This is a genomic window from Candidatus Nitrotoga sp. M5 (assembly GCF_927904885.1).
Lineage (GTDB): Bacteria > Pseudomonadota > Gammaproteobacteria > Burkholderiales > Gallionellaceae > Nitrotoga.
The window spans coordinates 71458-91249 of the sequence record NZ_CAKMNW010000043.1 but is presented as its reverse complement, the minus strand read 5'-3'; the positions used below and the strand labels follow the sequence as shown (position 1 = coordinate 91249).

At 44.4% G+C, this 19792-nt stretch carries 22 protein-coding genes; 14 read left to right on the top strand and 8 right to left on the bottom strand.

The window, feature by feature from the left end; genetic code table 11:
- Window positions 1-138 precede the first annotated feature (138 nt).
- Entirely contained in the window at window positions 139-816 is a 678-nt protein-coding gene (locus MJ770_RS09505) for a TetR/AcrR family transcriptional regulator (RefSeq protein ID WP_239253330.1), read from the bottom strand.
- A 397-nt stretch (window positions 817-1213) separates the two neighbouring features.
- On the opposite strand from MJ770_RS09505, the gene MJ770_RS09500 reads away from it, so the two are divergent.
- A complete protein-coding gene (locus MJ770_RS09500; RefSeq protein ID WP_239253329.1) occupies window positions 1214-3370 on the top strand; it encodes a bifunctional SulP family inorganic anion transporter/carbonic anhydrase in 2157 nt (718 codons plus the stop codon).
- 496 nt (window positions 3371-3866) lie between these two features.
- Here MJ770_RS09500 and MJ770_RS09495 read toward each other — a convergent pair whose 3' ends face one another.
- Window positions 3867-4244, bottom strand: a complete 378-nt coding sequence (locus MJ770_RS09495; protein ID WP_239253328.1) for a diacylglycerol kinase — start codon at window positions 4242-4244, stop codon at window positions 3867-3869.
- Window positions 4245-4548: 304 nt separating this feature from the next.
- Here MJ770_RS09495 and MJ770_RS09490 point away from each other — a divergent pair, with 304 nt between their 5' ends.
- On the top strand, window positions 4549-4710 hold the full coding sequence (locus MJ770_RS09490; RefSeq protein ID WP_239253327.1) for a hypothetical protein: 162 nt from the start codon (window positions 4549-4551) through the stop codon (window positions 4708-4710).
- 577 nt (window positions 4711-5287) lie between these two features.
- Here the strand turns inward: MJ770_RS09490 and MJ770_RS09485 are convergent.
- From MJ770_RS09485 to rpoE, 5 genes are all read right to left on the bottom strand, one after another.
- On the bottom strand, window positions 5288-6058 hold the full coding sequence (locus MJ770_RS09485) for a TatD family hydrolase (RefSeq protein ID WP_239253326.1): 771 nt from the start codon (window positions 6056-6058) through the stop codon (window positions 5288-5290).
- A gap of 52 nt (window positions 6059-6110) precedes the next feature.
- Entirely contained in the window at window positions 6111-7196 is a 1086-nt protein-coding gene (holB, locus tag MJ770_RS09480; RefSeq protein ID WP_239253325.1) for a DNA polymerase III subunit delta', read from the bottom strand.
- A gap of 74 nt (window positions 7197-7270) precedes the next feature.
- The gene (locus tag MJ770_RS09475; RefSeq protein ID WP_239253324.1) at window positions 7271-8248 is read right to left on the bottom strand and encodes a MucB/RseB C-terminal domain-containing protein; all 978 of its coding nucleotides are present in this window, start codon (window positions 8246-8248) and stop codon (window positions 7271-7273) included.
- A 2-nt stretch (window positions 8249-8250) separates the two neighbouring features.
- The gene (locus MJ770_RS09470) at window positions 8251-8742 is read right to left on the bottom strand and encodes a sigma-E factor negative regulatory protein (protein ID WP_239253323.1); all 492 of its coding nucleotides are present in this window, start codon (window positions 8740-8742) and stop codon (window positions 8251-8253) included.
- A 2-nt stretch (window positions 8743-8744) separates the two neighbouring features.
- Window positions 8745-9344, bottom strand: a complete 600-nt coding sequence (gene rpoE / locus MJ770_RS09465; RefSeq protein WP_239253322.1) for an RNA polymerase sigma factor RpoE — start codon at window positions 9342-9344, stop codon at window positions 8745-8747.
- 294 nt (window positions 9345-9638) lie between these two features.
- Between rpoE and MJ770_RS09460 the strand changes: the two genes are divergently transcribed.
- Complete coding sequence (locus MJ770_RS09460) at window positions 9639-10367, top strand: ribulose-phosphate 3-epimerase (RefSeq protein WP_239253321.1); 729 nt, start codon at window positions 9639-9641, stop codon at window positions 10365-10367.
- Between the two features lie 238 nt (window positions 10368-10605).
- Here MJ770_RS09460 and smpB read toward each other — a convergent pair whose 3' ends face one another.
- Entirely contained in the window at window positions 10606-11055 is a 450-nt protein-coding gene (gene smpB, locus MJ770_RS09455) for an SsrA-binding protein SmpB (RefSeq protein WP_239253320.1), read from the bottom strand.
- Between the two features lie 42 nt (window positions 11056-11097).
- Between smpB and MJ770_RS09450 the strand changes: the two genes are divergently transcribed.
- The 11 genes from MJ770_RS09450 to ispF all read left to right on the top strand — a co-directional run bounded on the left by MJ770_RS09450 (window position 11098) and on the right by ispF (window position 19788).
- Complete coding sequence (locus MJ770_RS09450; RefSeq protein ID WP_239253319.1) at window positions 11098-11547, top strand: type II toxin-antitoxin system RatA family toxin; 450 nt, start codon at window positions 11098-11100, stop codon at window positions 11545-11547.
- 67 nt (window positions 11548-11614) lie between these two features.
- A complete protein-coding gene (locus MJ770_RS09445) occupies window positions 11615-12541 on the top strand; it encodes a 3',5'-nucleoside bisphosphate phosphatase (protein ID WP_239253318.1) in 927 nt (308 codons plus the stop codon).
- Between the two features lie 2 nt (window positions 12542-12543).
- Complete coding sequence (locus MJ770_RS09440; protein ID WP_239253317.1) at window positions 12544-13173, top strand: L-threonylcarbamoyladenylate synthase; 630 nt, start codon at window positions 12544-12546, stop codon at window positions 13171-13173.
- A 7-nt stretch (window positions 13174-13180) separates the two neighbouring features.
- Window positions 13181-13828, top strand: coding sequence for a site-2 protease family protein (locus MJ770_RS09435; protein WP_239253316.1), 648 nt, complete (start codon window positions 13181-13183; stop codon window positions 13826-13828).
- A 9-nt stretch (window positions 13829-13837) separates the two neighbouring features.
- On the top strand, window positions 13838-15040 hold the full coding sequence (locus tag MJ770_RS09430) for a tryptophan--tRNA ligase (protein WP_239253315.1): 1203 nt from the start codon (window positions 13838-13840) through the stop codon (window positions 15038-15040).
- 112 nt (window positions 15041-15152) lie between these two features.
- The gene (locus MJ770_RS09425; RefSeq protein ID WP_239253343.1) at window positions 15153-15896 is read left to right on the top strand and encodes a segregation and condensation protein A; all 744 of its coding nucleotides are present in this window, start codon (window positions 15153-15155) and stop codon (window positions 15894-15896) included.
- On the top strand, window positions 15862-16452 hold the full coding sequence (scpB, locus tag MJ770_RS09420) for an SMC-Scp complex subunit ScpB (RefSeq protein WP_239253314.1): 591 nt from the start codon (window positions 15862-15864) through the stop codon (window positions 16450-16452). The genes MJ770_RS09425 and scpB overlap by 35 nt, the downstream gene beginning before the upstream one ends.
- Window positions 16453-16473: 21 nt before the next feature.
- On the top strand, window positions 16474-17253 hold the full coding sequence (locus tag MJ770_RS09415; RefSeq protein WP_239253313.1) for a TrmH family RNA methyltransferase: 780 nt from the start codon (window positions 16474-16476) through the stop codon (window positions 17251-17253).
- A 191-nt stretch (window positions 17254-17444) separates the two neighbouring features.
- The gene (locus MJ770_RS09410) at window positions 17445-17774 is read left to right on the top strand and encodes a DUF883 family protein (RefSeq protein ID WP_239253312.1); all 330 of its coding nucleotides are present in this window, start codon (window positions 17445-17447) and stop codon (window positions 17772-17774) included.
- A gap of 689 nt (window positions 17775-18463) precedes the next feature.
- Window positions 18464-19144 carry a 2-C-methyl-D-erythritol 4-phosphate cytidylyltransferase gene (gene ispD, locus MJ770_RS09405; RefSeq protein WP_239253311.1) on the top strand — a complete coding sequence of 227 codons (681 nt, stop codon included), beginning with the start codon at window positions 18464-18466 and terminating at the stop codon, window positions 19142-19144.
- 173 nt (window positions 19145-19317) lie between these two features.
- The gene (gene ispF, locus MJ770_RS09400; RefSeq protein ID WP_239253310.1) at window positions 19318-19788 is read left to right on the top strand and encodes a 2-C-methyl-D-erythritol 2,4-cyclodiphosphate synthase; all 471 of its coding nucleotides are present in this window, start codon (window positions 19318-19320) and stop codon (window positions 19786-19788) included.
- The last annotated feature ends 4 nt before the right edge of the window (window positions 19789-19792 follow it).

The window sequence follows — 19792 nt, the reverse complement described above, 5'->3', positions numbered from 1 at the left end:
TTTCGATACAGGAAGAGTTCTTATTTCTTATCGCGCAATGACTCAATATTACTCCTAAAATTAGATCGACAAAATTGGCTCAAATGCATGAGGTATCAAATCTCATTGAAATAGTTAACTTTAATATTCAACAATTTTCTAAGCTTTATTAATACTGGAAAATACTAAATCTTCCAGAAATGAAATAATTTCCAATTCATCTTTATGAGAGCCGAAATCAGTTAATGAAGGTAGATTATTCATAAAGAAGTTCTGCAAATGTGCCACTTCAATGATCGTAGAGGCTAATGATTTCGGGTATTTGTAATTTGGATTACACTCTGTAATTATATTTCCGATGACAGCGCAAAGGTCTTTATAAGGTTTAAATAACTGATCTTTGTTATCTTGGGATACATTTTTGGTTAAATAGGTTTTTGAACCTTCAGTAATGATAATCTGATGCAGACAACGCTCATCTATATGGGCAGTACTGATATCATCCTCGACTGCGCTAGCGAGTAATTTAATAACTACTTTAAGCTTAACTATCGAATCTTTAATATTGTTGGTCTGGAAGCTAACCTGATATTCTAGCCAACTCCAATACCAAGCTGTCAAATAGATTAATATCTTGTGCTTATTCTCGAAATACCGATAAATACCGGCCTCGGTAGAGCCCATTTCTTTTGCCAGCTTTTTAAATGTAAAGTCTTCAAAACCATTTTTATGGATTAATTGAATGCTGTGCAAGATGATTTTTCTACCCAGCTCAGATTGTTCTGGGTTCCTGAGAAATAATTTCTCATTCATATTAATTTGTAATTGTATTTCCATTGCGCTACCTATTTATGCTTTGTACTAGCAGCTTGTTGGACTTAAGGGAAATCAGCAGTAAGTTGAACTGAGCGGTGAATTTATCGCCGCTTGTTGGGTAATAGTTAAACTAGTGCCCTGCAAAATCGTTAAGTGGGGTAAGCAGGCATTTCGCCCAAGGTGAAAGCTTGCAAAATGATCCCTCGTGCAGCTCAATTTTCGCTACGATTCTTTAAGTCCGACAGGTTGTTAAAAGCATTAATTTATTTGGAGTACTTTAAGGACATAGTTAGTTTCCAAAATTTTGTAAAAAAACAAAACAAGTGCTTTACAATCCTGTAATGATAGTTTTACTATCTCTGTAAAATGGCATTGCTATTTTACGTAATCCTAAACCAGCTGTTTGGAGAAGTAAACAATGTTTAAAAACATTAGAAACGACTTGCCTGCCAGTATCGTTGTGTTTTTGTTGGCTCTTCCTTTAAGTCTTGGAATTGCTTTGGCATCAGGTGCACCTTTGTTTTCGGGAATTATTGCGGGCATCGTTGGAGGTATTGTGGTCGGTATCGCCAGTGGCTCGTCTCATGGCGTTAGTGGTCCCGCCGCTGGTTTGGCTGTGATTGTGTTTTCAGGTATTGCGACTCTTGGTTCTTGGCCTGCCTTTTTATTAGCGGTGGTTTTAGCCGGAATTATCCAGCTTATTATGGGCTTTGCTAAAGCAGGTTTTGTTGTCTATTTCTTTCCCTCTTCAGTGATTAAAGGCATGCTAACAGGCATTGGCTTATTGATTATTTTAAAGCAAATCCCTCACGCATTAGGTTATGGCAAAGATGCTGTAGGTGCTGATGCTTTTTTGCAAGAAAGTGGAGAAAATACTTTTACATCAATTGTCAGTGCTGTAAATGCATTTTCCCCAGGCGCGTTATTAATTTCAGCGTTGTCTTTGGTCATTCTTATCTTATGGGATACTGTTTTAATCAAAAAATATAAAATATTTCAATTGATTCAGGGGCCGATCGTCGTCGTAGTGTTGGGCATTATTTTAAACATGGCTTATCAAAATGGGTTGTTTAATTTTAGTTTGACGGCTGATCAACTCGTGAGACTTCCCGTACCCGATAGCTTGGCTGGATTTATTAATCAATTTACATACCCCGATTTCTCAGCCATTAGCAATGTTGAGGTTTTAAAAGTAGCGCTTGTTTTGGCAATTGTCGCTAGTTTGGAAGCCCTGTTATGTCTTGAAGCAACCGATAGATTTGATCCTGACAAAAAAGTGACCCCTGCAAGTCGAGAATTAAAAGCGCAAGGTTTGGGCAATATTGTTTCTGGCTTGATTGGCGGCTTGCCGGTTACCCAAGTGATTGTGCGTAGTACAGCTAATATTTCATTTGGTGGTAAAAGCAAACTATCAACGATACTTCATGGTGTTTTTTTATTGATTAGCGCAATTACTATTGCGGGTTTATTGAATGAAATTCCGTTAGCGAGTTTAGCGGCAATCTTGCTTATAGTCGGTTATAAATTAGCCAAGCCTGCGCTATTTAAACAAATGTACAAGTTAGGGTGGGAGCAGTTCGCACCTTTTATCGCGACGATAATCGGCATATTAGCGACCGATTTATTGATCGGCATATCGATTGGTATGGCTTTTGGTATTTTCTTTACGTTACGCCACAGTTACCGAAATTCGCATTTTGTAAAAAAAGTTATTAGTTCAGAAAATGGGCAAGAAGTTCATCATCTGGTCTTGGCAGAAGAGGTGTCCTTTATCAATAAAGCGGGGATCTTGAATACATTAAATGGAATCCCTAATAATGCCAAAGTAATTATTGATGCCACTTATTCAAAGTTCATTGCATACGATGTTGCAGAGATCATAAAAGATTATGAGAGTAACGCTAAAACAAAAAATGTAACGGTTGAAACAAAAGTAAAAACATTAACCAAAACACTACAGTCTGCCATCACCCCTAGAATGGCATTAAGTATCTTAAAAGAAGGCAATGAGCGCTTTATCAATAACTTGAAAGTCAATCGTAACTTGCTGCAACAGGCTAACGAAACCGCAGAAGGACAACATCCGTTTGCAGTAATTTTGAGTTGCATAGATTCCCGCACATCTACAGAGTTGATTTTTGACCAAGGGTTGGGCGATATCTTTAGTGTGCGTATAGCTGGAAATATCATAAATGAAGATATATTGGGTAGTATGGAGTTTGGTTGTAAAGTCGCTGGCGCTAAAATTATCGTGGTTTTAGGTCATACTAAATGCGGTGCAGTAAAAGGGGCTTGCGATCATGTAGAAATGGGGAATTTGTCAGCCTTGTTAAGTAAGTTGCAGCCTGCTGTTTATAATGAAAAATCAGTCACAGAAAACCGTACTTCAAGCAATGATGACTTTGTAGAAAAAGTGTCCACGATTAATGTTAAACGAACCGTCCATGCCATTATGGAACGTAGTCCTTGTTTAAAGGAAATGATTGAAAAGGGTGAATGTGGGATTGTCGGTGCTACTCATAATATCACCACAGGCCAGGTTGTTTTTTATGAAGACACGTTAGTCATCCACTAATGTTACACATGCGCTATTTCGATATGGGGAGTGTGCTTGTATGTTTGTTATCGCGCAAAGACTCACATATTTATCCTAAAATCAGAATTACAAACATTTTGATAAATTCTATAGATACGTATTCAATGCGTTGACGTTGTATTTATTTCAATTACAACAACAGCTACTCTGCTGTATTAGGTGCAAAATGCGCATTGGGCGCATTAACGATGTGCGTCGATGCTGATCTCCCAAGCCCGTACGACCGCTATCTCAAGTTATGCATACTCTCGATAGGTAGCAGTAGAGGGCAAAAGTCCTCGCTGTACTTTGCCATCGAGTACATTCAGTGCAGAAATAGAGTTATCTTACCGTTGCGTTTTTCATCGCAGCACAGCACCAGCTATTTATGGCGCACTACAATAGATGTTTTGGTTGATCATGTCTTCTACCAAGGCACTGCCTGGGGGCAATGAACGCATGCTCAAAGACACGAATTGCCCGAGCATATTTTTGTTTACCACAGAGACCAGAGAATCATGATCCAAGTCAGAATGGCGTTCGTCAGTGCCAACAAAACGGCAGCGCCACCCATGTCTTTTGCTTTTTTGGCCAATGGATGTATATCGAGGGATATTCGATCCACTGTGGCTTCAATGCTCGAGTTGATCATTTCCATTATCAGTACCAACATGACGCTAGCCACCAACAACACTCGTTGAGTCATATCCACTGGCATCATGAAGGCCACTGGTACAAGAACGATGGCGAGGATAACTTCTTGGCGAAAAGCGGCCTCTTCTCGCCAAGCAACTAGTAGTCCAGACAGAGAACAGCTTAGGGTCTTTAACAGCCGTCGTGACCCGGTAAATTTATGGGGGTTCACTTTTGTCATGTTTGCAAATCTTATGCTGTGAATACAATTTCGAAGTAACGCATTGAATGGTGGTTTGTTCAGATGACTCGTTGTTCAGATGAATCCCACTAAGTTTCATTACTTCACGATTATTTCAAGATACCATCAAATTACCGATCTAATATTACGTATGGTCAGTTTTTTTCGTTTGGCTTTCCTATTATATGTCATTGCGGTTACACCGATCCTGTTGGGGCCTTGTCAAACGTGTTAAAAACTTGAACGAGAGCTATATTTAAAACGAAAAATGAGCTTTAAGCGATCAAATTTGGCAAGAATGGTTATGATAGGTCAAGTTACATGGTCCATTGTTTTAGTTGATGTAGATGAGATGGATGGCGAGCGGAGATTGACTGGTTGGGTATCACCGCTAGCTCGAGCGATGCAAAAGGCGCGCCGATGTACCCCGTTCCGAGTGACCCTGTCTCAGTCCGTAGCTTCTTAACGTTTAAAGCCCGTTGGCTGATGCGGGAAAATATTGAATCGTTACAGTGAGTGATGAAGTCTTGAGTCAAGATCATTCACTAGCCCGAACAACCCTGCGTACGAGGTCTGAAATCTGCAAGTGTCACGATTTACAGCATCACTGTTGCTTATGTGCGCAAGTGGAAAGGTTGTGAAAATTAACAGGAATGCTCTCATCGTCCACGTACATTCAATACAACGCTGATATTTGGTCATGCATTGCTCGTCGTCGAACTGCACCACATGTTTCTGTTACCGATGAATGATTTGCTGGCGATATCCGTGATCCATCAACGTGGATATTCCCAGTGCGAGCCTGGATCGTTGACCACGCCGTCATGAGGTATTCAATCTAATAAATAATCAGCCTCAAATCGATAAGAAAACCGCGCCATTCAAAACCTTCAAAGTCGATGTATTTAAATGTCCAAATCACCGTATCACATAGCGTGCTTTGAATTACCTGATGCTCATTCGGTAATTGAAAAAATAATGCCAATAACCGAGTTTATTGGTTAAACGCGCTTACAAAGAGGCGGGACTTGACAGCTAAAACTTTACATACTGGAACTCAAAAATAAACGACGGAAATTTTGTGTAGTAGCATGCCCCACCTCTGATAGAGAAATGCCACGTAATTTAGCTATTTCTTCCGCTACATGCTTAACATAAGCGGGCTGATTGAGTTTACCGCGATATGGCACCGGAGCGAGATAGGGCGAGTCAGTTTCAATCAATATGCGCTCAAGTGGAACATGCTGCGCTACTTCTTTCAGCAAAATAGCATTTTTGAACGTGACGATGCCGGAAAAAGAAATGTAAAAGTTCATCTCAATAGCGGCTTGGGCTACTTCCAGGCTTTCGGTAAAACAGTGCATGACGCCTCCAATCTCGGCGGCGCCTTCTTCAGCCATAAGACGCAGAGTGTCTTGTGCTGCCTCACGGGTGTGAATAATGAGCGGTTTGCGACATTCACGCGCAGCACGAATATGAGTACGGAAGCGCGTACGCTGCCACTCTAAATCACCTTTTAAACGAAAATAATCGAGACCAGTTTCCCCGATAGCAATGACTTTAGGGTGTTGTGCTAGCTGTACTAGCAGTGCTTGCGTTGGTTCGGTATCTGATTCGTGGTCTGGGTGTACGCCAACAGAAGCATAGATGTGTTCATATTTCTCTGCGAGAAGTTGAATTTGTGGAAAGTTTTCTAAATTTACAGAAACACATAGCGCGTGAGAAATTTCGTTCTGGCGCATGTTCGCCAGAACTTCATCGAAGATGGCGGTTATTTCCGGGAAATTGATGTGGCAATGCGAATCTATAAACATAAAGTGCTTTTGAGTAATGAATGATTATGGCGATTTTGGTGACCATCCAGCGTTATTTGTCGGCCTCCAACATCATGTGCCGGTAAGATAACAGAATGGATTCAAATAATAATTTTGGATTCAAAGGATGCAATGCCTCGCGTTTTGCGATTATTAACTCATTTTGGTAACGTAACAGATTGAATATGGCAACATTATTGGATAGGTTTTGAATTAAATCAGTAAGGTCAGGATGATACCTAACTTTTCCTGTTAGGATTGAGCTGCTTAGATCGTAGCACCATTGCTGTAACCAATGGATTACATGAAACGGTTCTATGCGTTGTAACTTTTCGGCTAAAGCAAACACATCGAACTGGGCCGGCTGTCTAATTTCCTGCAAGAAAATATTGTACTCCACGTCTCCTACAGTTTCCTCAGCCAAGCGTGCCGCTAATAAAGGAGCAAAGCTGGCTCTTGCCAATATCGCTACTGGATCGACATATTTCTGCAGTTGCAGCCAAGCAGCGCTGGCCTCGAGTGAAGGCATTGGAGCAACGAGCGTCAGGCATCGGCTTACGATGGTAGGCAGCAATTGTTGTGGTTTATGGCTAACCAAAATAATCAGCATTCGCTCGGGTGGCTCCTCCAGCGTTTTGAGCAATGCATTGGCTGCATTGGTATTCATGGTTTCTGCGGGATAAATCAGCACAACACGATGGCCACCCTGATGTGTGGACAGATTTATGAAATTGGCAAGTGAGCGCACTTGATGAACAGAAATCTCTTTGCTCGGTTTTTTTCCTTTTTTTTGTTGTTCGTCCAATACTTCTTCAGCGATATTCTTTGTCCAATTTTTCAATATCGAAGATGTTTGAGTTGCACTGGATTCTTGCATTTCAAGCGACTGTGAGCCTGATAACAGTAAACGGAAATCAGGGTGAGTACCTTGTTCAAACCAGTGGCAGGAAGTGCAACCTTGGCAAGCCAATTCGCTCCCCAATGATTTTTTGCATAGCAAAGAACGGGTGAGATTCATTGCGAAATCTAACTTACCTATTCCTTGCGGCCCTTTCAATAGGATTGCATGAGGCAAACGAGTTCGCAACTCTATCCAGCGCTGCCAAAGTGCATCTTGCCATGCGTACAGTTCACCCATTTAATAAATTACTCTATGCTGAATAAATTGAATTAGGCTAACGTGGTTACTGCTTGATTTCTGTTTCAGTATGTTTAATGCACATTTTGTCGAACTGAATCGGCCACTTGTATAACTGTACGTGGAGGAACTTCGCCAACCACCGTCACCAAGTAATCGTCCTTTATTTTACGGTAAACATGGATCGCACCTCGACTGGAAAGACCGAGTCTTTTTTTAAAATTATTCACTGATGTTTCGATAAAGACTGAAATGCCAGCCAATCCGTCGGAGAATACAATATGTATTACGTTTGTTTTTTTACCGTGAAGTAGGCGTCGCTTTTCCATAATTTTTTTAAATCCGGTAGGCACAGCAGCTACCTTCCACTCACTCGTTTCAAACTGTTCGCTGGTTTCGGGCGGCGTGGCAGAATGAGATTGTTGCTCCAAAGAACCATCGGATTGACCGAGCATCACTTGCGTACGCTCAATTTTACCGCCTATTTTCAACTCTATAAAAGTATATTGCTCAACTATCTCTTGACGTTCGTCCAGCACAGCAGCTTTCAGCAATAAGCCGGAATCCATGTGAGCCCACATTTTTTGGGTATAACGCAGAGAATCTTTAGGCTGGAATACGATAGCTTGAGTGTCAAAACCAGAGATACGCGCCTGTTCGGCAGTTTGAATCAGGTAATTCTCGTTAAGCGCGGACAGTAGTTCTGGCTGTAAAGCAGGGAAGCGCTTACTGCTGTATTGCCTTTCCACCTTTACGGCATTTTTGTCACCCGAATACCACTGTACTTCATTGTTATTACGGATGAATGCACGGCGTGGGCCGTCCATACTTTCAAGCTTCTCATGCTCACCGCTCTGGTCAGAAATGTGAGTAATGCGCGCGCTCTCCATATGGCCGTCATGTTGATATACATAAGTACCACTGTAATTGGTTTGGTGCGCTGCGAAAGCAATAATTTGTGGCCAATCCAAGTCAACTTGCCTGCCAATATCGGCAAACGCTGGAACGGCAACAAAATACAAAACTACGGTCAGCGAAAATCTGGCCTGCATAGCTACTGATCCTCCTGCTGGCTTGCTACTGTACTAACATAAGTCGGCATGCCATGCACGTTTAAACTGGGTGAAAGTTCTTGATGTGCCATCAGATAATCGTCCAATCCGTTTGCGGGCAGGTTGGCTGGACGCACAGTATTTGACTGCTGCATGGCGATTTGCGGAGCGGTCTCTGTTCCAACTTGTACCGATAGCCATGCTACTAGGGTTAATGCCATGACAGATGCAGCTGCAGAAAGTGCGAACCATCTGGCATTATGGCTAGCGCGGGTGCGCGGTGAGAGAATTGTGGGTTCGGCCTGTAAACGTTCATGTATGTTAATACTGATATTGGCATGAACGTTTTCAGACTGGCGCAGTACATCGCTAATCAGATGATAAGTTTGCCATTCTTCATGTTTGTCAGGATTTCGCTTCAGTTCGTCGAGAGTTTCTTCCGCATCGTCATCGAACAATTCACCATCCATCAATGCTGAAATTTCCTGTTTCATGTTTACCACCTCTTATCTTTACTAGTACCCAACAATGGGCGTAAATTCGTTGCAATCGCCTCACGTGCTCGAAAAATACGAGAACGCACGGTGCCTACCGGGCAATTCATCGCGGCTGCGATTTCCTCATAGCTCAACTCTTCAATTTCACGCAAAGTGAGTGCGGTACGCAGATCATCAGGCAGCTCTTGCAAAGATGAGTTCACTACGTTGACCACTTGTTTACTCATTAATTCATTTTCAGGTGTGCTAACTTCATGTAGCAACCCCGCATCTTCGAAGCCTTCTGACTCTTCAGCATCGAAGATGGTAGTGGTCGGAGTCCGTCTCTTAAGCGCCTGCAGATGATTTTTTGCGGTATTAATACCAATGCGATACAGCCAAGTGTAGAACGCACTTTCCCCGCGAAACGTCGGCAAGGCGCGATATGCTTTTATAAAAGCCTCTTGAGTTACGTCCTCAACCTCGACTGAATCGCGAACAAAGCGTGAAATTAATCGCAACAGCCGACGCTGGTACTTAGCGACCAGCAATTCGAAGGCGTGTTTATCCCCGCGCTGCGCGCGATCAACCAATTGCTGATCGACCTCCCTCTCGCTCATTCTATTACCTTAAGTATTATCTGCCGCCCCAACGGCGGTTCATAAGTATAACCGGACAGGCGAGTGGAGTCAGGTTTACCATTAAGGGATGAGGGTTCAATGTCCAATTTTGATGCATTCCATCGTTAGTTTCTTTCTTATGTGGTTAAGCATAGTAGCAAGAAACGCTTAGCAGCCTGTCGGTCAAATAGGATATCGGCGGCAATCCTCATAACATCTGCCGTTAAAGTTATTTAACATGAGTTTCGGGTAGAATAAACAGTTTTCAAGTTCATCTTTAAAGGCATCTTATTAATGTACAAAATTGCATCCAGTATTATTTCCGCCAATTTCGCCAAGCTTGGAGAAGAGATTGTCACTGTCATCGCATCAGGAGCAGACATTGTTCACATTGAAGTGATGAATAAGCATTTCATACCAACATTCAGAAATGGTTCGAAGGCATGTGCGGCCATCCGCCCTATTACTCAGGCACCGATCGAGATACATCTGACGAGTGGGTACAATGTAGATCATTCATTGAATGACCTTGTGCCGGAGTATGCTGATGCTGGTGCAAACATTATAACTTTTCATCCGCAAGCCGTTGATCGAGATGCGTACAATCTGCCATCCTTCGAAAACCTCGACAGTATCATTGATTTAATTCACGAACATGGATGTAAAGCTGGGTTAGCATTTAATGCTGGCACGCCTTTTAGCTACCTTGACCATGTTATAAGCAAGATCGATGTTGTCTTGATTATGTCGAAACAGACTGGCTTAATTGTTGGCCAAAAATTTATTCCCGAGTCGATTAATAAGATTTGCATGGCACGCAAAAAAATCAATGATAGTGGGCGCAATATCGCCTTAGAAGTTCACGGTGACCTGAATTTAGGCAACATCGCAGCAGTTGCTAAGGCTGGTGCCGATACTTTTGTGCTCGGATCTGCTGTGTTCGAAGCAGGCAATGAAAATGACCCGAATCGCTACGATTCCATTATAAATGCCTTGCGTGCGAAGATTGAAAAGGCTGGTTAACAAATGTTGTAGGTGACTTTTCTGCTCGGAATTTTACTATTTTTATCATGCTAAATTATGTCTTTGCCCATACCAGCATAGCTTTTAGGCTCGACATCGCTCGTTGCGGGACATTGGATGGTTAACTGTGTTAAACATCGCTGATGTTTTACATCGATTGAGTAATGCTTAATAGTGAAATACGCGGTGGTCGTTGATATTCACGTTGATGCAGAATTACGACGCTGAGTGACAGCAGTTAACTGCGCGCTTTCTTCATTGCTTGCTGAACCTCGCGAGTGGCATCGCGTTCACGTTCGGAGTCACGCTTGTCGTGTAGTTTTTTCCCTTTCGCAAGGCCGATATCCAGTTTGATGTGACTGCCTTTAAAATGCATATTTAATGGCATTAGCGTGTATCCGGCTCGTTGCACTTTGGCGATCAATTTATTGATTTCGTTTGCATGCAATAATAATTTGCGCGTGCGAACAGGGTCAGGGTATATATGAGTGGAAGCGGTAGTCAATGGGCTGATATGGGAGCCAAATAGATACAGGGCGCCATCTTTCACCGTAATGTAGGCTTCTTTGAGATTGGCGCGTCCGGCGCGAATCGCCTTGACTTCCCAGCCTTCCAGCATGATGCCAGCCTCATAGCGATCTTCGATGAAGTAGTCGTGGTATGCTTTTTTATTTTGGACTATGCTCATAATTTGTATATTCTACCAGCTTTGCATGGACGTACTGCTAGAATGGCTTTAGTTGAGAAATCAGTGCTGGTTCCCTACAGCGCGAAGCAGATGTTCGTTTTGGTGGATAATGTGGTGGATTATCCACGATTTTTGCCGTGGTGTGGCGGAGCCAGTGTTGTTCCGATGGGTGACGATACCGTGCATGCGACAGTACACATTAATTTTCACCATATTAAGCAGAGTTTTACAACTGAGAATGTGCGTCAATTTCCTCATCGTATTGACATCACGCTGAAAGATGGGCCGTTCAAGCACCTTGACGGGGATTGGCATTTTATACCGCTTTCCGAATCTGCCTGTAAAATAGAATTTAAGTTGCATTATGAATTTTCCAATAAGTTTTTGGAAAAAGTTTTCGGTCCTGTTTTTCATTTTATTACCAATAGCTTTGTGGATGCCTTTGTTCATCGTGCACAAAAGGTTTATATAGAAAATGAGAGACTGGATTAGATTCTATAATATCTATATAAACATATAGTTATGTTTTGTGCAATTCGAAATTACATAAGGTTACCAAATGTTAGATTACGACCTGCATTGTCATTCAACTGTTTCGGATGGATTGCTATCGCCCACAGATCTGGTTGCGCGTGCTGCTGAGCGTGGAGTGAAGGTTCTCGCTTTGACTGATCATGACGATATTTCCGGCTTGGCTGAAGCAGCAACTGCCGCTGCACAGCACGGTATGCAATTTATCAATGGAGTGGAAATTTCGGCAACTTGGCGCAACTACACTCTGCATATTATTGGTTTACGTATTGATCCGGCAAATAAACCACTGGCGGACGGCCTGCGTAACATTCGTAGTGGGCGTGGAGCACGTGCGCAACTGATGGCAGATTCACTGGCCAAAAGCGGTATTAGCGGGGCATTGGAAGGCGCTTATCAATATGCAGATAACCACGGCATTATTGGACGCACGCACTTCGCACGATTTTTGGTCGAGAAAGGCTACTGCAAGGATGTACGTAGCGTGTTCAAAAATTATCTGGTTAAGGATAAACCTGGATATGTGCCTCATCAATGGGCTACGTTACCAGACGCAGTCAGTTGGATATGCGGCAGCGGTGGTGTCGCCGTGTTGGCACATCCAGGTCGTTATACTGTGGCGCGCAAAGGTATGGGGCAGAAGACCTTGCGTGAATTGCTGCGTGAGTTTATCGACATTGGTGGGCAGGGGATCGAAGTAGTGTGTGGTAGTCACACGCCAGAGCAATATGCAGAATTTGCCCGCTATGCTAATGAGTTTAATTTACTGGCTTCGTGTGGTTCGGATTTTCATGGGCCAGGTGAGAGCTATCGAGATTTAGGGCGTTTGCCTGACTTTCCATTGGATTGCCGTCCTGTATGGTTGGCGTGGGAGGCTGATCCATCTCCGGCTTCAGAAGCCGCGTTCATCTCTTCAGAGGAGAACCAAAGGGGAACAGATAGAGTTAACCGTTGATCATGTCACAATTTTTTACGATCCACCCAACAAATCCACAGCCACGACTGATTAAGCAAGCCGCCGATTTAGTGCGCAATGGCGCGGTAATTGCCTACCCCACAGACTCCTGCTACGCCTTAGGTTGTCATCTGGGAGATAAGGATGCAGTGGCACGCATCCGCCAGATACGTGGTGTGGATGATAAACACCATATGACGATGGTTTGCCGTGATTTGTCCGAACTCGCTCGCTATGCGCGTGTAGATAACGTGCAATTTCGATTGCTGAAAAATAACACCCCCGGTAGTTATACGTTTATTCTTCAAGCTACCAAAGAAGTTCCCAAGCGCCTGCAACATCCCAAACGCTGCACGATCGGTATGCGCATCCCCGATCACCCGGTAGCGTTGGCGCTGCTGGAAGAGCTAGGTGAGCCGTTGCTAAGTTCAACATTGATTTTGCCAAATGAGGAATTTGCACTGAATGATGCCGAACAGATTCGCGACCTGTTACAGCATCAAATTGATTTAGTGATGGATGGTGGTGCGGTTGGTTTAGATGCGACTACGGTAATTGACCTAACCAAGGACGTACCTGCATTGGTGCGGCTCGGCAAGGGTGATGTTTCACCGTTTTTAATTGAGAAATAATTATTAAATGCAGATCGACCAATTAATACAAACCATTGCCATTGCAGCTATTCCGGTTTTATTCGCAATTACCTTGCATGAGGCGGCGCATGGCTATGTGGCACGACATTTCGGAGATATGACGGCATATCAGCAGGGGCGTATAAGTTTGAATCCCATCCGCCACATTGATCCTGTCGGTACTATATTGTTACCGATACTGACGCTAACGATGGGCGGAATCTTATTTGGTTGGGCCAAGCCAGTGCCTGTGAACTTTGCCGCTCTACGCCGTCCCAAGCAAGATATGCTTTGGGTGGCGCTAGCTGGTCCGCTTGCCAACTTGTTCATGGCCCTACTATGGGCGATGATGGCCAAACTCGCATGGATGTTACCAACAAATTATTTTGCCTCGCCGTTGCTGGAAATGGCTCAGATCGGCATTAAAATAAATATTATTTTAATGGTGCTGAATTTGCTGCCATTACCACCTTTAGATGGTGGGCGTGTGGCCGTTAGCCTGCTGCCACATCGGCAGGCATCTATTCTGGAGAGAGTTGAGCCCTATGGTATATTCATACTGATCGCTCTTGCGATTTCGCCTGTTCTCGGCTGGATATTGGGACCGCCTGTAATCGGGCTTATTCTGTTAATTAATTCTATTATTGGACTGTAATATATAGCTATGCTGGTTGATCGAGTGTTATCTGGAATGAGGCCCACGGGTAGTCTGCACCTTGGGCATTACCATGGCGTGTTGAAAAATTGGGTGGAGATGCAGCAAAAATATGAATGCTTTTTTTTTGTTGCCGACTGGCATGCGCTGACCACGCATTACGATACCCCTCAGATTATTGAGCAAAGTGTATGGGATATGGTTATTGACTGGTTGGCTGTAGGAGTTGATCCAGCGCAAGCCACGTTGTTTATTCAATCCAAGGTGCCAGAACACGCTGAACTACATCTGCTACTATCCATGATCACACCGCGGGGGTGGCTAGAGCGTGTGCCGACTTATAAAGACCAGCAAGAGAAGCTGTCAGAGAAGGATTTAGGTACGTACGGTTTTCTCGGCTATCCGCTATTACAAAGTGCGGATATCCTTATTTACCGTGCTGCCCAAGTGCCAGTTGGTGAAGATCAGGTGCCTCACGTTGAGTTCACGCGCGAAATTGCGCGTCGTTTCAACCATATTTATGGGCGTGAATCGGGATTCGAAGATAAAGCCAAAGCTGCTGTCAAAAAGCTGGGAAGCAAAAAAGCAAAACTGTATAACGAGCTGCGTACTCGCTATCAGGAGCAAGGTGATGATGAGGCGCTGCAATCAGCCAAATCATTACTCGACGAACCGCAAAGTCTAAGCATGGACGAGCGCGAACGTCTGTTCGGCTATCTTGAAGGTGGTGGAAAAATAATTTTGTTAGAGCCGCAGGCCATGCTAACTGCGGCTTCTAAAATGCCCGGGCTAGACGGTCAGAAAATGTCGAAATCTTACAACAACACAATTAGTCTGCGCGAGGACGAAGCCAGTGTAACCAAGAAAATTCGTACCATGCCGACCGATCCGGCGCGTATACGTCGTACAGACGTGGGAAATCCGGATAAATGTCCGGTGTGGCAGTTACATCAGGTATATTCCAATGAAGATACTAGGCATTGGGTGCAACAAGGCTGTACGAGAGCGCACATAGGCTGTATCGAATGCAAACAACCCGTGATTGATGCTGTGCTGGCTGAACAAACTCCCATGCGCGAGCGCGCTCAACTCTATCTGGATGATCCTACGCTGGTGCGTGATATTATCTCTGATGGTTGCGAAAAAGCGCGCAAGCTGGCGGCCGAGACCATGCGTGACGTGCGTGAGGCGATGGGTCTGAGTTACAGCTAAACATGGCAAAAGATAGGCCTGACTTATCGGTGCTGGCATAACGGTAAATATTTTGGAGCACTCTCCAGTCAATGCGCACGACGTTTATATCCATGGCCAACCGCTGTTGGAGATGCCGCATGACCTTTTCATTCCGCCAGATGCATTGGAAATCGTTCTTGAGACTTTCCAGGGGCCGCTGGACTTGTTGCTGTACCTGATTCGAAAGCACAATTTGGATGTGCTCGATATACCGATGGCACAGTTGACGCAACAATACATGATCTATATTGAGATCATGCAGCGTGGCCGCTTAGAATTGGCCGCTGAATATTTGCTAATGGCGGCGGTGCTGATAGAGATTAAATCACGCATGTTGTTGCCACGCTCGCCCAAGCTTGTGGATGAGGGTGAGGAAGATCCGCGTGTCGAGCTGATGCGTCGTTTGCTGGAATACGAACAGATGAAGCTGGCTGCACAGAAACTGAACGAATTGCCACTGGCCGGGCGTGATTTTGAGTTAGTTCAAGTCCTGATCGAACGTGTTGAAGAGCAGCGATTACCGAATATCACAGTGGAAGATTTGCGCCAAGTCTGGCTGACACTGCTAGCGCGTGCAAAACTGAATATTCACCACACGGTGCGGCGAGAGGAGCTGTCTGTACGCGAACAAATGACACGTGTATTGCGCCAGTTGCGGCACGGTGAATTCGAAGCATTTGAGAATCTTTTTGAAGTGAGCGATGGTATCGCGTCGCTAGTGGTAGCTTTTATTGCAATTCTGGAGTTAGCCAAGGAAACATTGGTCGTCATTACGCAAGCCGAAGCATTGGGAAATATTTATGTCCGGGCAAGCAATAACCTTACCGTTGAGTGAAGAAGGCACTGTACAAATTAATGCTGTGCAACTCGAGAAATTATTAGAGGTTGCGCTGTTGACTACTCCAGAGCCACTGTCACTAGCAGAGCTGAAAAAACTTAGTGATGAGCCGGTAGAAAACAATATTATAGAAAAAATTCTGGAACAGTTGGCCCAGAAGTATGCAGGCCGCGGAGTGGAGCTCAACCGAGTGGCGAATGGCTGGCGATTTCGCGCATGTCCTGACATGCAGCCGTATTTAGATCGCCTCAGCCCACAGAAATCGCCGCGCTATTCGCGTGCGGTAATGGAAACACTCGCAATTATCGTTTATCGTCAACCGGTAACGCGTGGCGATATCGAAGAAATTCGCGGGGTGGCAGTCTCATCACAAATTTTGAAAACGCTGGAAGCGCGCGGCTGGATAGATACAGTCGGCACACGCGATACACCCGGCAAACCAACACTGTTTGCTACCACCAAACAACTGCTGGATGACCTTAACCTACGTTCGTTACAGGAACTGCCGCCGCTTGAAGAAATAAGCAATTTGCTTGAGCTCGATGAGGCATGAATTTTACATGCAAGCTGAACCATGAAACACATCAGTTCGCACAGCAATCCTTTCTTTAAAGAACTGCTCAAGCTGGCCGGTTCAGCGCGCCAGCGCCAAAAGACTAAGCAGACTCTATTGGAAGGTGCACATTTATTGCAAGCTTATCATGCATCCGGCAACCAACAGCCACAGCATTTGTTGGTAACTGAAGCGGCAGTTAAAAACCGAGAAGTATCTGAATTGTTAAAAACATTTCATGACGTACCACTATCTCTATTGGACGATAGCTTGTTTGCAGAACTGTCCGAGCTCAAAACGCCCAGCTGTATACTTGGTCTAATTGAAATACCTCGAATCCTAACCTCATCAATGCAAAGTGGTTTTTGCTTGTTGCTGGAAGACATCCAGGATCCTGGCAATCTTGGTTCCATTCTGCGTTCCGCTGCTGCAGCAGGTTGTGATGCAATTTTTTTGTCGAAGAGCTGCACAGATGCATGGTCGCCTAAAGTGCTGCGTGCCGGGATGGGTGGGCATTTTGTATTAAGTATTCATGAATCAGTTGATTTGCTTGCCATGGTTAATGCATTCCAAGGGACGATTTTTGCTACTGTAGTAGGTGCGAAAAACAATCTGTATGACTGTAATCTTCGTAGTAATATTGCTTTTGTGCTTGGAAATGAAGGGGCAGGGCTGTCTGAAAGTTTGCTGGCAGCGATCAGCCGGCACATCACCATCCCGATGCCTGGGCGCAGTGAATCATTAAATGTTGCTGTGGCAAGTGCTATATGTCTGTTCGAAGCGGTGCGGCAACGCAGGTAATTATGGATCTTGAAATTACCTGTATAGATTAAGGAAATTGTTGCTTTGAGAACTACTCCAGTTGAAGTTGAAAGGATATGTTTATTTACGCAGCATTTTATGGCGTCCAAGTGTGCGACTTGATTTGCTCAGTTTTGATTGTTATAGTGGAAACAGTAAATAGCGCTTCTTAATGAAAGGAAAATTTAATAATGGGCACGCTAGGGGCGACAACATCCACCGTGGATATTTCAAAGGAGAAACTAATGGACGATATGAAAGTAGTGGTGGCAGATGCTGAAGAACTACTTAAAGCAACTGCTAATCAAACTGGTGAACGCATTACGGCGGCACGCGCCAAGGTGGGAGAGTCATTGCAAGCAGCCAAGGTTCGGGTCGCAGACGCTCAAGCAGCGGTGATGGATAAAACTCGAGCTGTCGCTACGGCCACGGATGACTACGTACGTGTTAATCCATGGCAGGCCATAGGGATTGCTGCGGCTGTCGGCATCCTTCTCGGCGCGCTGATTTCTCGTCGCTAAGTCCACTTTTGAATCCTGAATCTCGGGATTCTGTCTCAGGTCAACAAACTGGGCTGTTTGGTTCTCTCTAGTTACGTTATTCGTAATAGTTGTTTTGGGATACTCACCGTTTGTTGATCTTGTTCATTTTAGCGTTTCTGTCTCTGCTGGTAATGATATCTACTTCGCGGAGTAGCACTTAGAAAAGCTCAGGTTAGACCAGAATGGTTTTCAGCCAGCCTTGCAGAATAGTTAAAAGACTATGAACACAGTTAACCCCCCTTCTGTATAAACATTAATATGATCAAATTGGTGAGGTAATAGGGCGAAAGGTTGATCTCGGCAAAGTCAATATTAACGCCTTTACGCAGTAAGCAACGATACTCACATTCCATCGCGTAGAATAAACCTGCATCAATTTTTTGGGTATGGTCAACAAAGTTTTGCATGACTATCACAGTAATGCGAAAGCAGCGTCCAGCTTTTCACTATCTATTCTGGCTGATATGAAGGTAAAGTTGATCGCATTCACATCTAGCTTCACACAAATAAAAAGACTGCGTACATCAAGAAATGAAGATGGTAAAATATTTCGAATAGATGATAACAAGTTAATGCTTTCTTTCGTTGAAATCGGTCACAGGGCCATAACGAGATTCGTATGACTTGAAATTGTCTGAGTGATCAGATCAGTATTTTCCCTTTAAGCAATGTCTAAAATATTCGCACTTGTTCCCGCCGCTGGTTGTGGTTCTCGCATGGGTAGTGAATTACCAAAGCAATACATGCTGCTGGCTGGACATCCGATGATCTATCACGCACTAGTAACGTTATGTGCCAGCCCAGAGATTGATACCGTCTTTGTCGTGCTTTCTCCTGATGATGCGTACTGGCTTAGTTATGACTGGTCACCATTAGGAGATAAGTTGCAGCCGTTATTTTGTGGTGGCGCAACGCGCGCTGAAAGCGTGCTGAATGGATTAATAGCTGCAGAACTTGAACGGGATGACTGGTTGTTGGTACATGATGCTGCGCGGCCTTGTTTGAGCCATAAGCAACTTGCACGCTTGATTGAAGCATTGCGTGACGATGACGTTGGCGGCATTCTTGCTGTGCCTGTGGCGGATACTTTGAAGCGTGCCGATGCGGAATGCCGAATTGTGCAAACTGAGGATCGTGAGGGAGTATGGCAGGCGCAGACCCCGCAGATGTTTCGAACAGGGTTATTGCTGCAGGCGCTACAAATCGCCCCGAATGTAACGGATGACGCTTCTGCAGTCGAGTCGCTAGGTTTCCATCCCAAGCTCGTGACAAGCAGTTCCAGCAATTTTAAAGTAACCTATCCGCAAGATGTCGAGTTGGCGGAATTGTTGTTAGGGGTGAGGAAATAGCCAAAATTTCGTTTTTGAGGGACTGACGAGATATAGTGCTAGACATTTAGTGCAGTGTGGCTAGTCACACGAGCAAAAAATAACAACACAATATGCCTATCAGCTCCTTAAATAGAGGTGTTGGTTATTTCATTATCCCGCAACTACTAAAAGTAAGCTCAAGGAATACAAACATGAGAGTCGGACAAGGTTTTGATGCTCATCAATTGGTCGAGGGTCGCAAGCTAATTATTGGCGGTGTGGAGATATCCCATGATAAGGGGCTGCTGGGCCATTCCGATGCTGACGTGTTGTTGCACGCCATCTGTGATGCGTTGCTGGGTGGCGCAGCACTAGGCGATATCGGGCGTCACTTTTCAGATACGGATGCCAAGTTTAAAAATATTGATAGCCGCATTTTATTGCGCGAAGTTGCGCGTATGGTTACCAATGCGGGATTCCGCATTGGTAATTTGGATGCCACTATCATTGCACAAGCACCCAAGATGGCACCTCACATTCCACGCATGGTAGAGAATATTGCCGCTGATTTGGGCGTAGCGGTGAATGCGGTGAATGTGAAAGCAACCACCACTGAAAGGCTGGGCTTTAGCGGGCGCGGGGAAGGAATCGCGGCACAGGCTGTCGCGCTACTGTTGGTCTGAATTA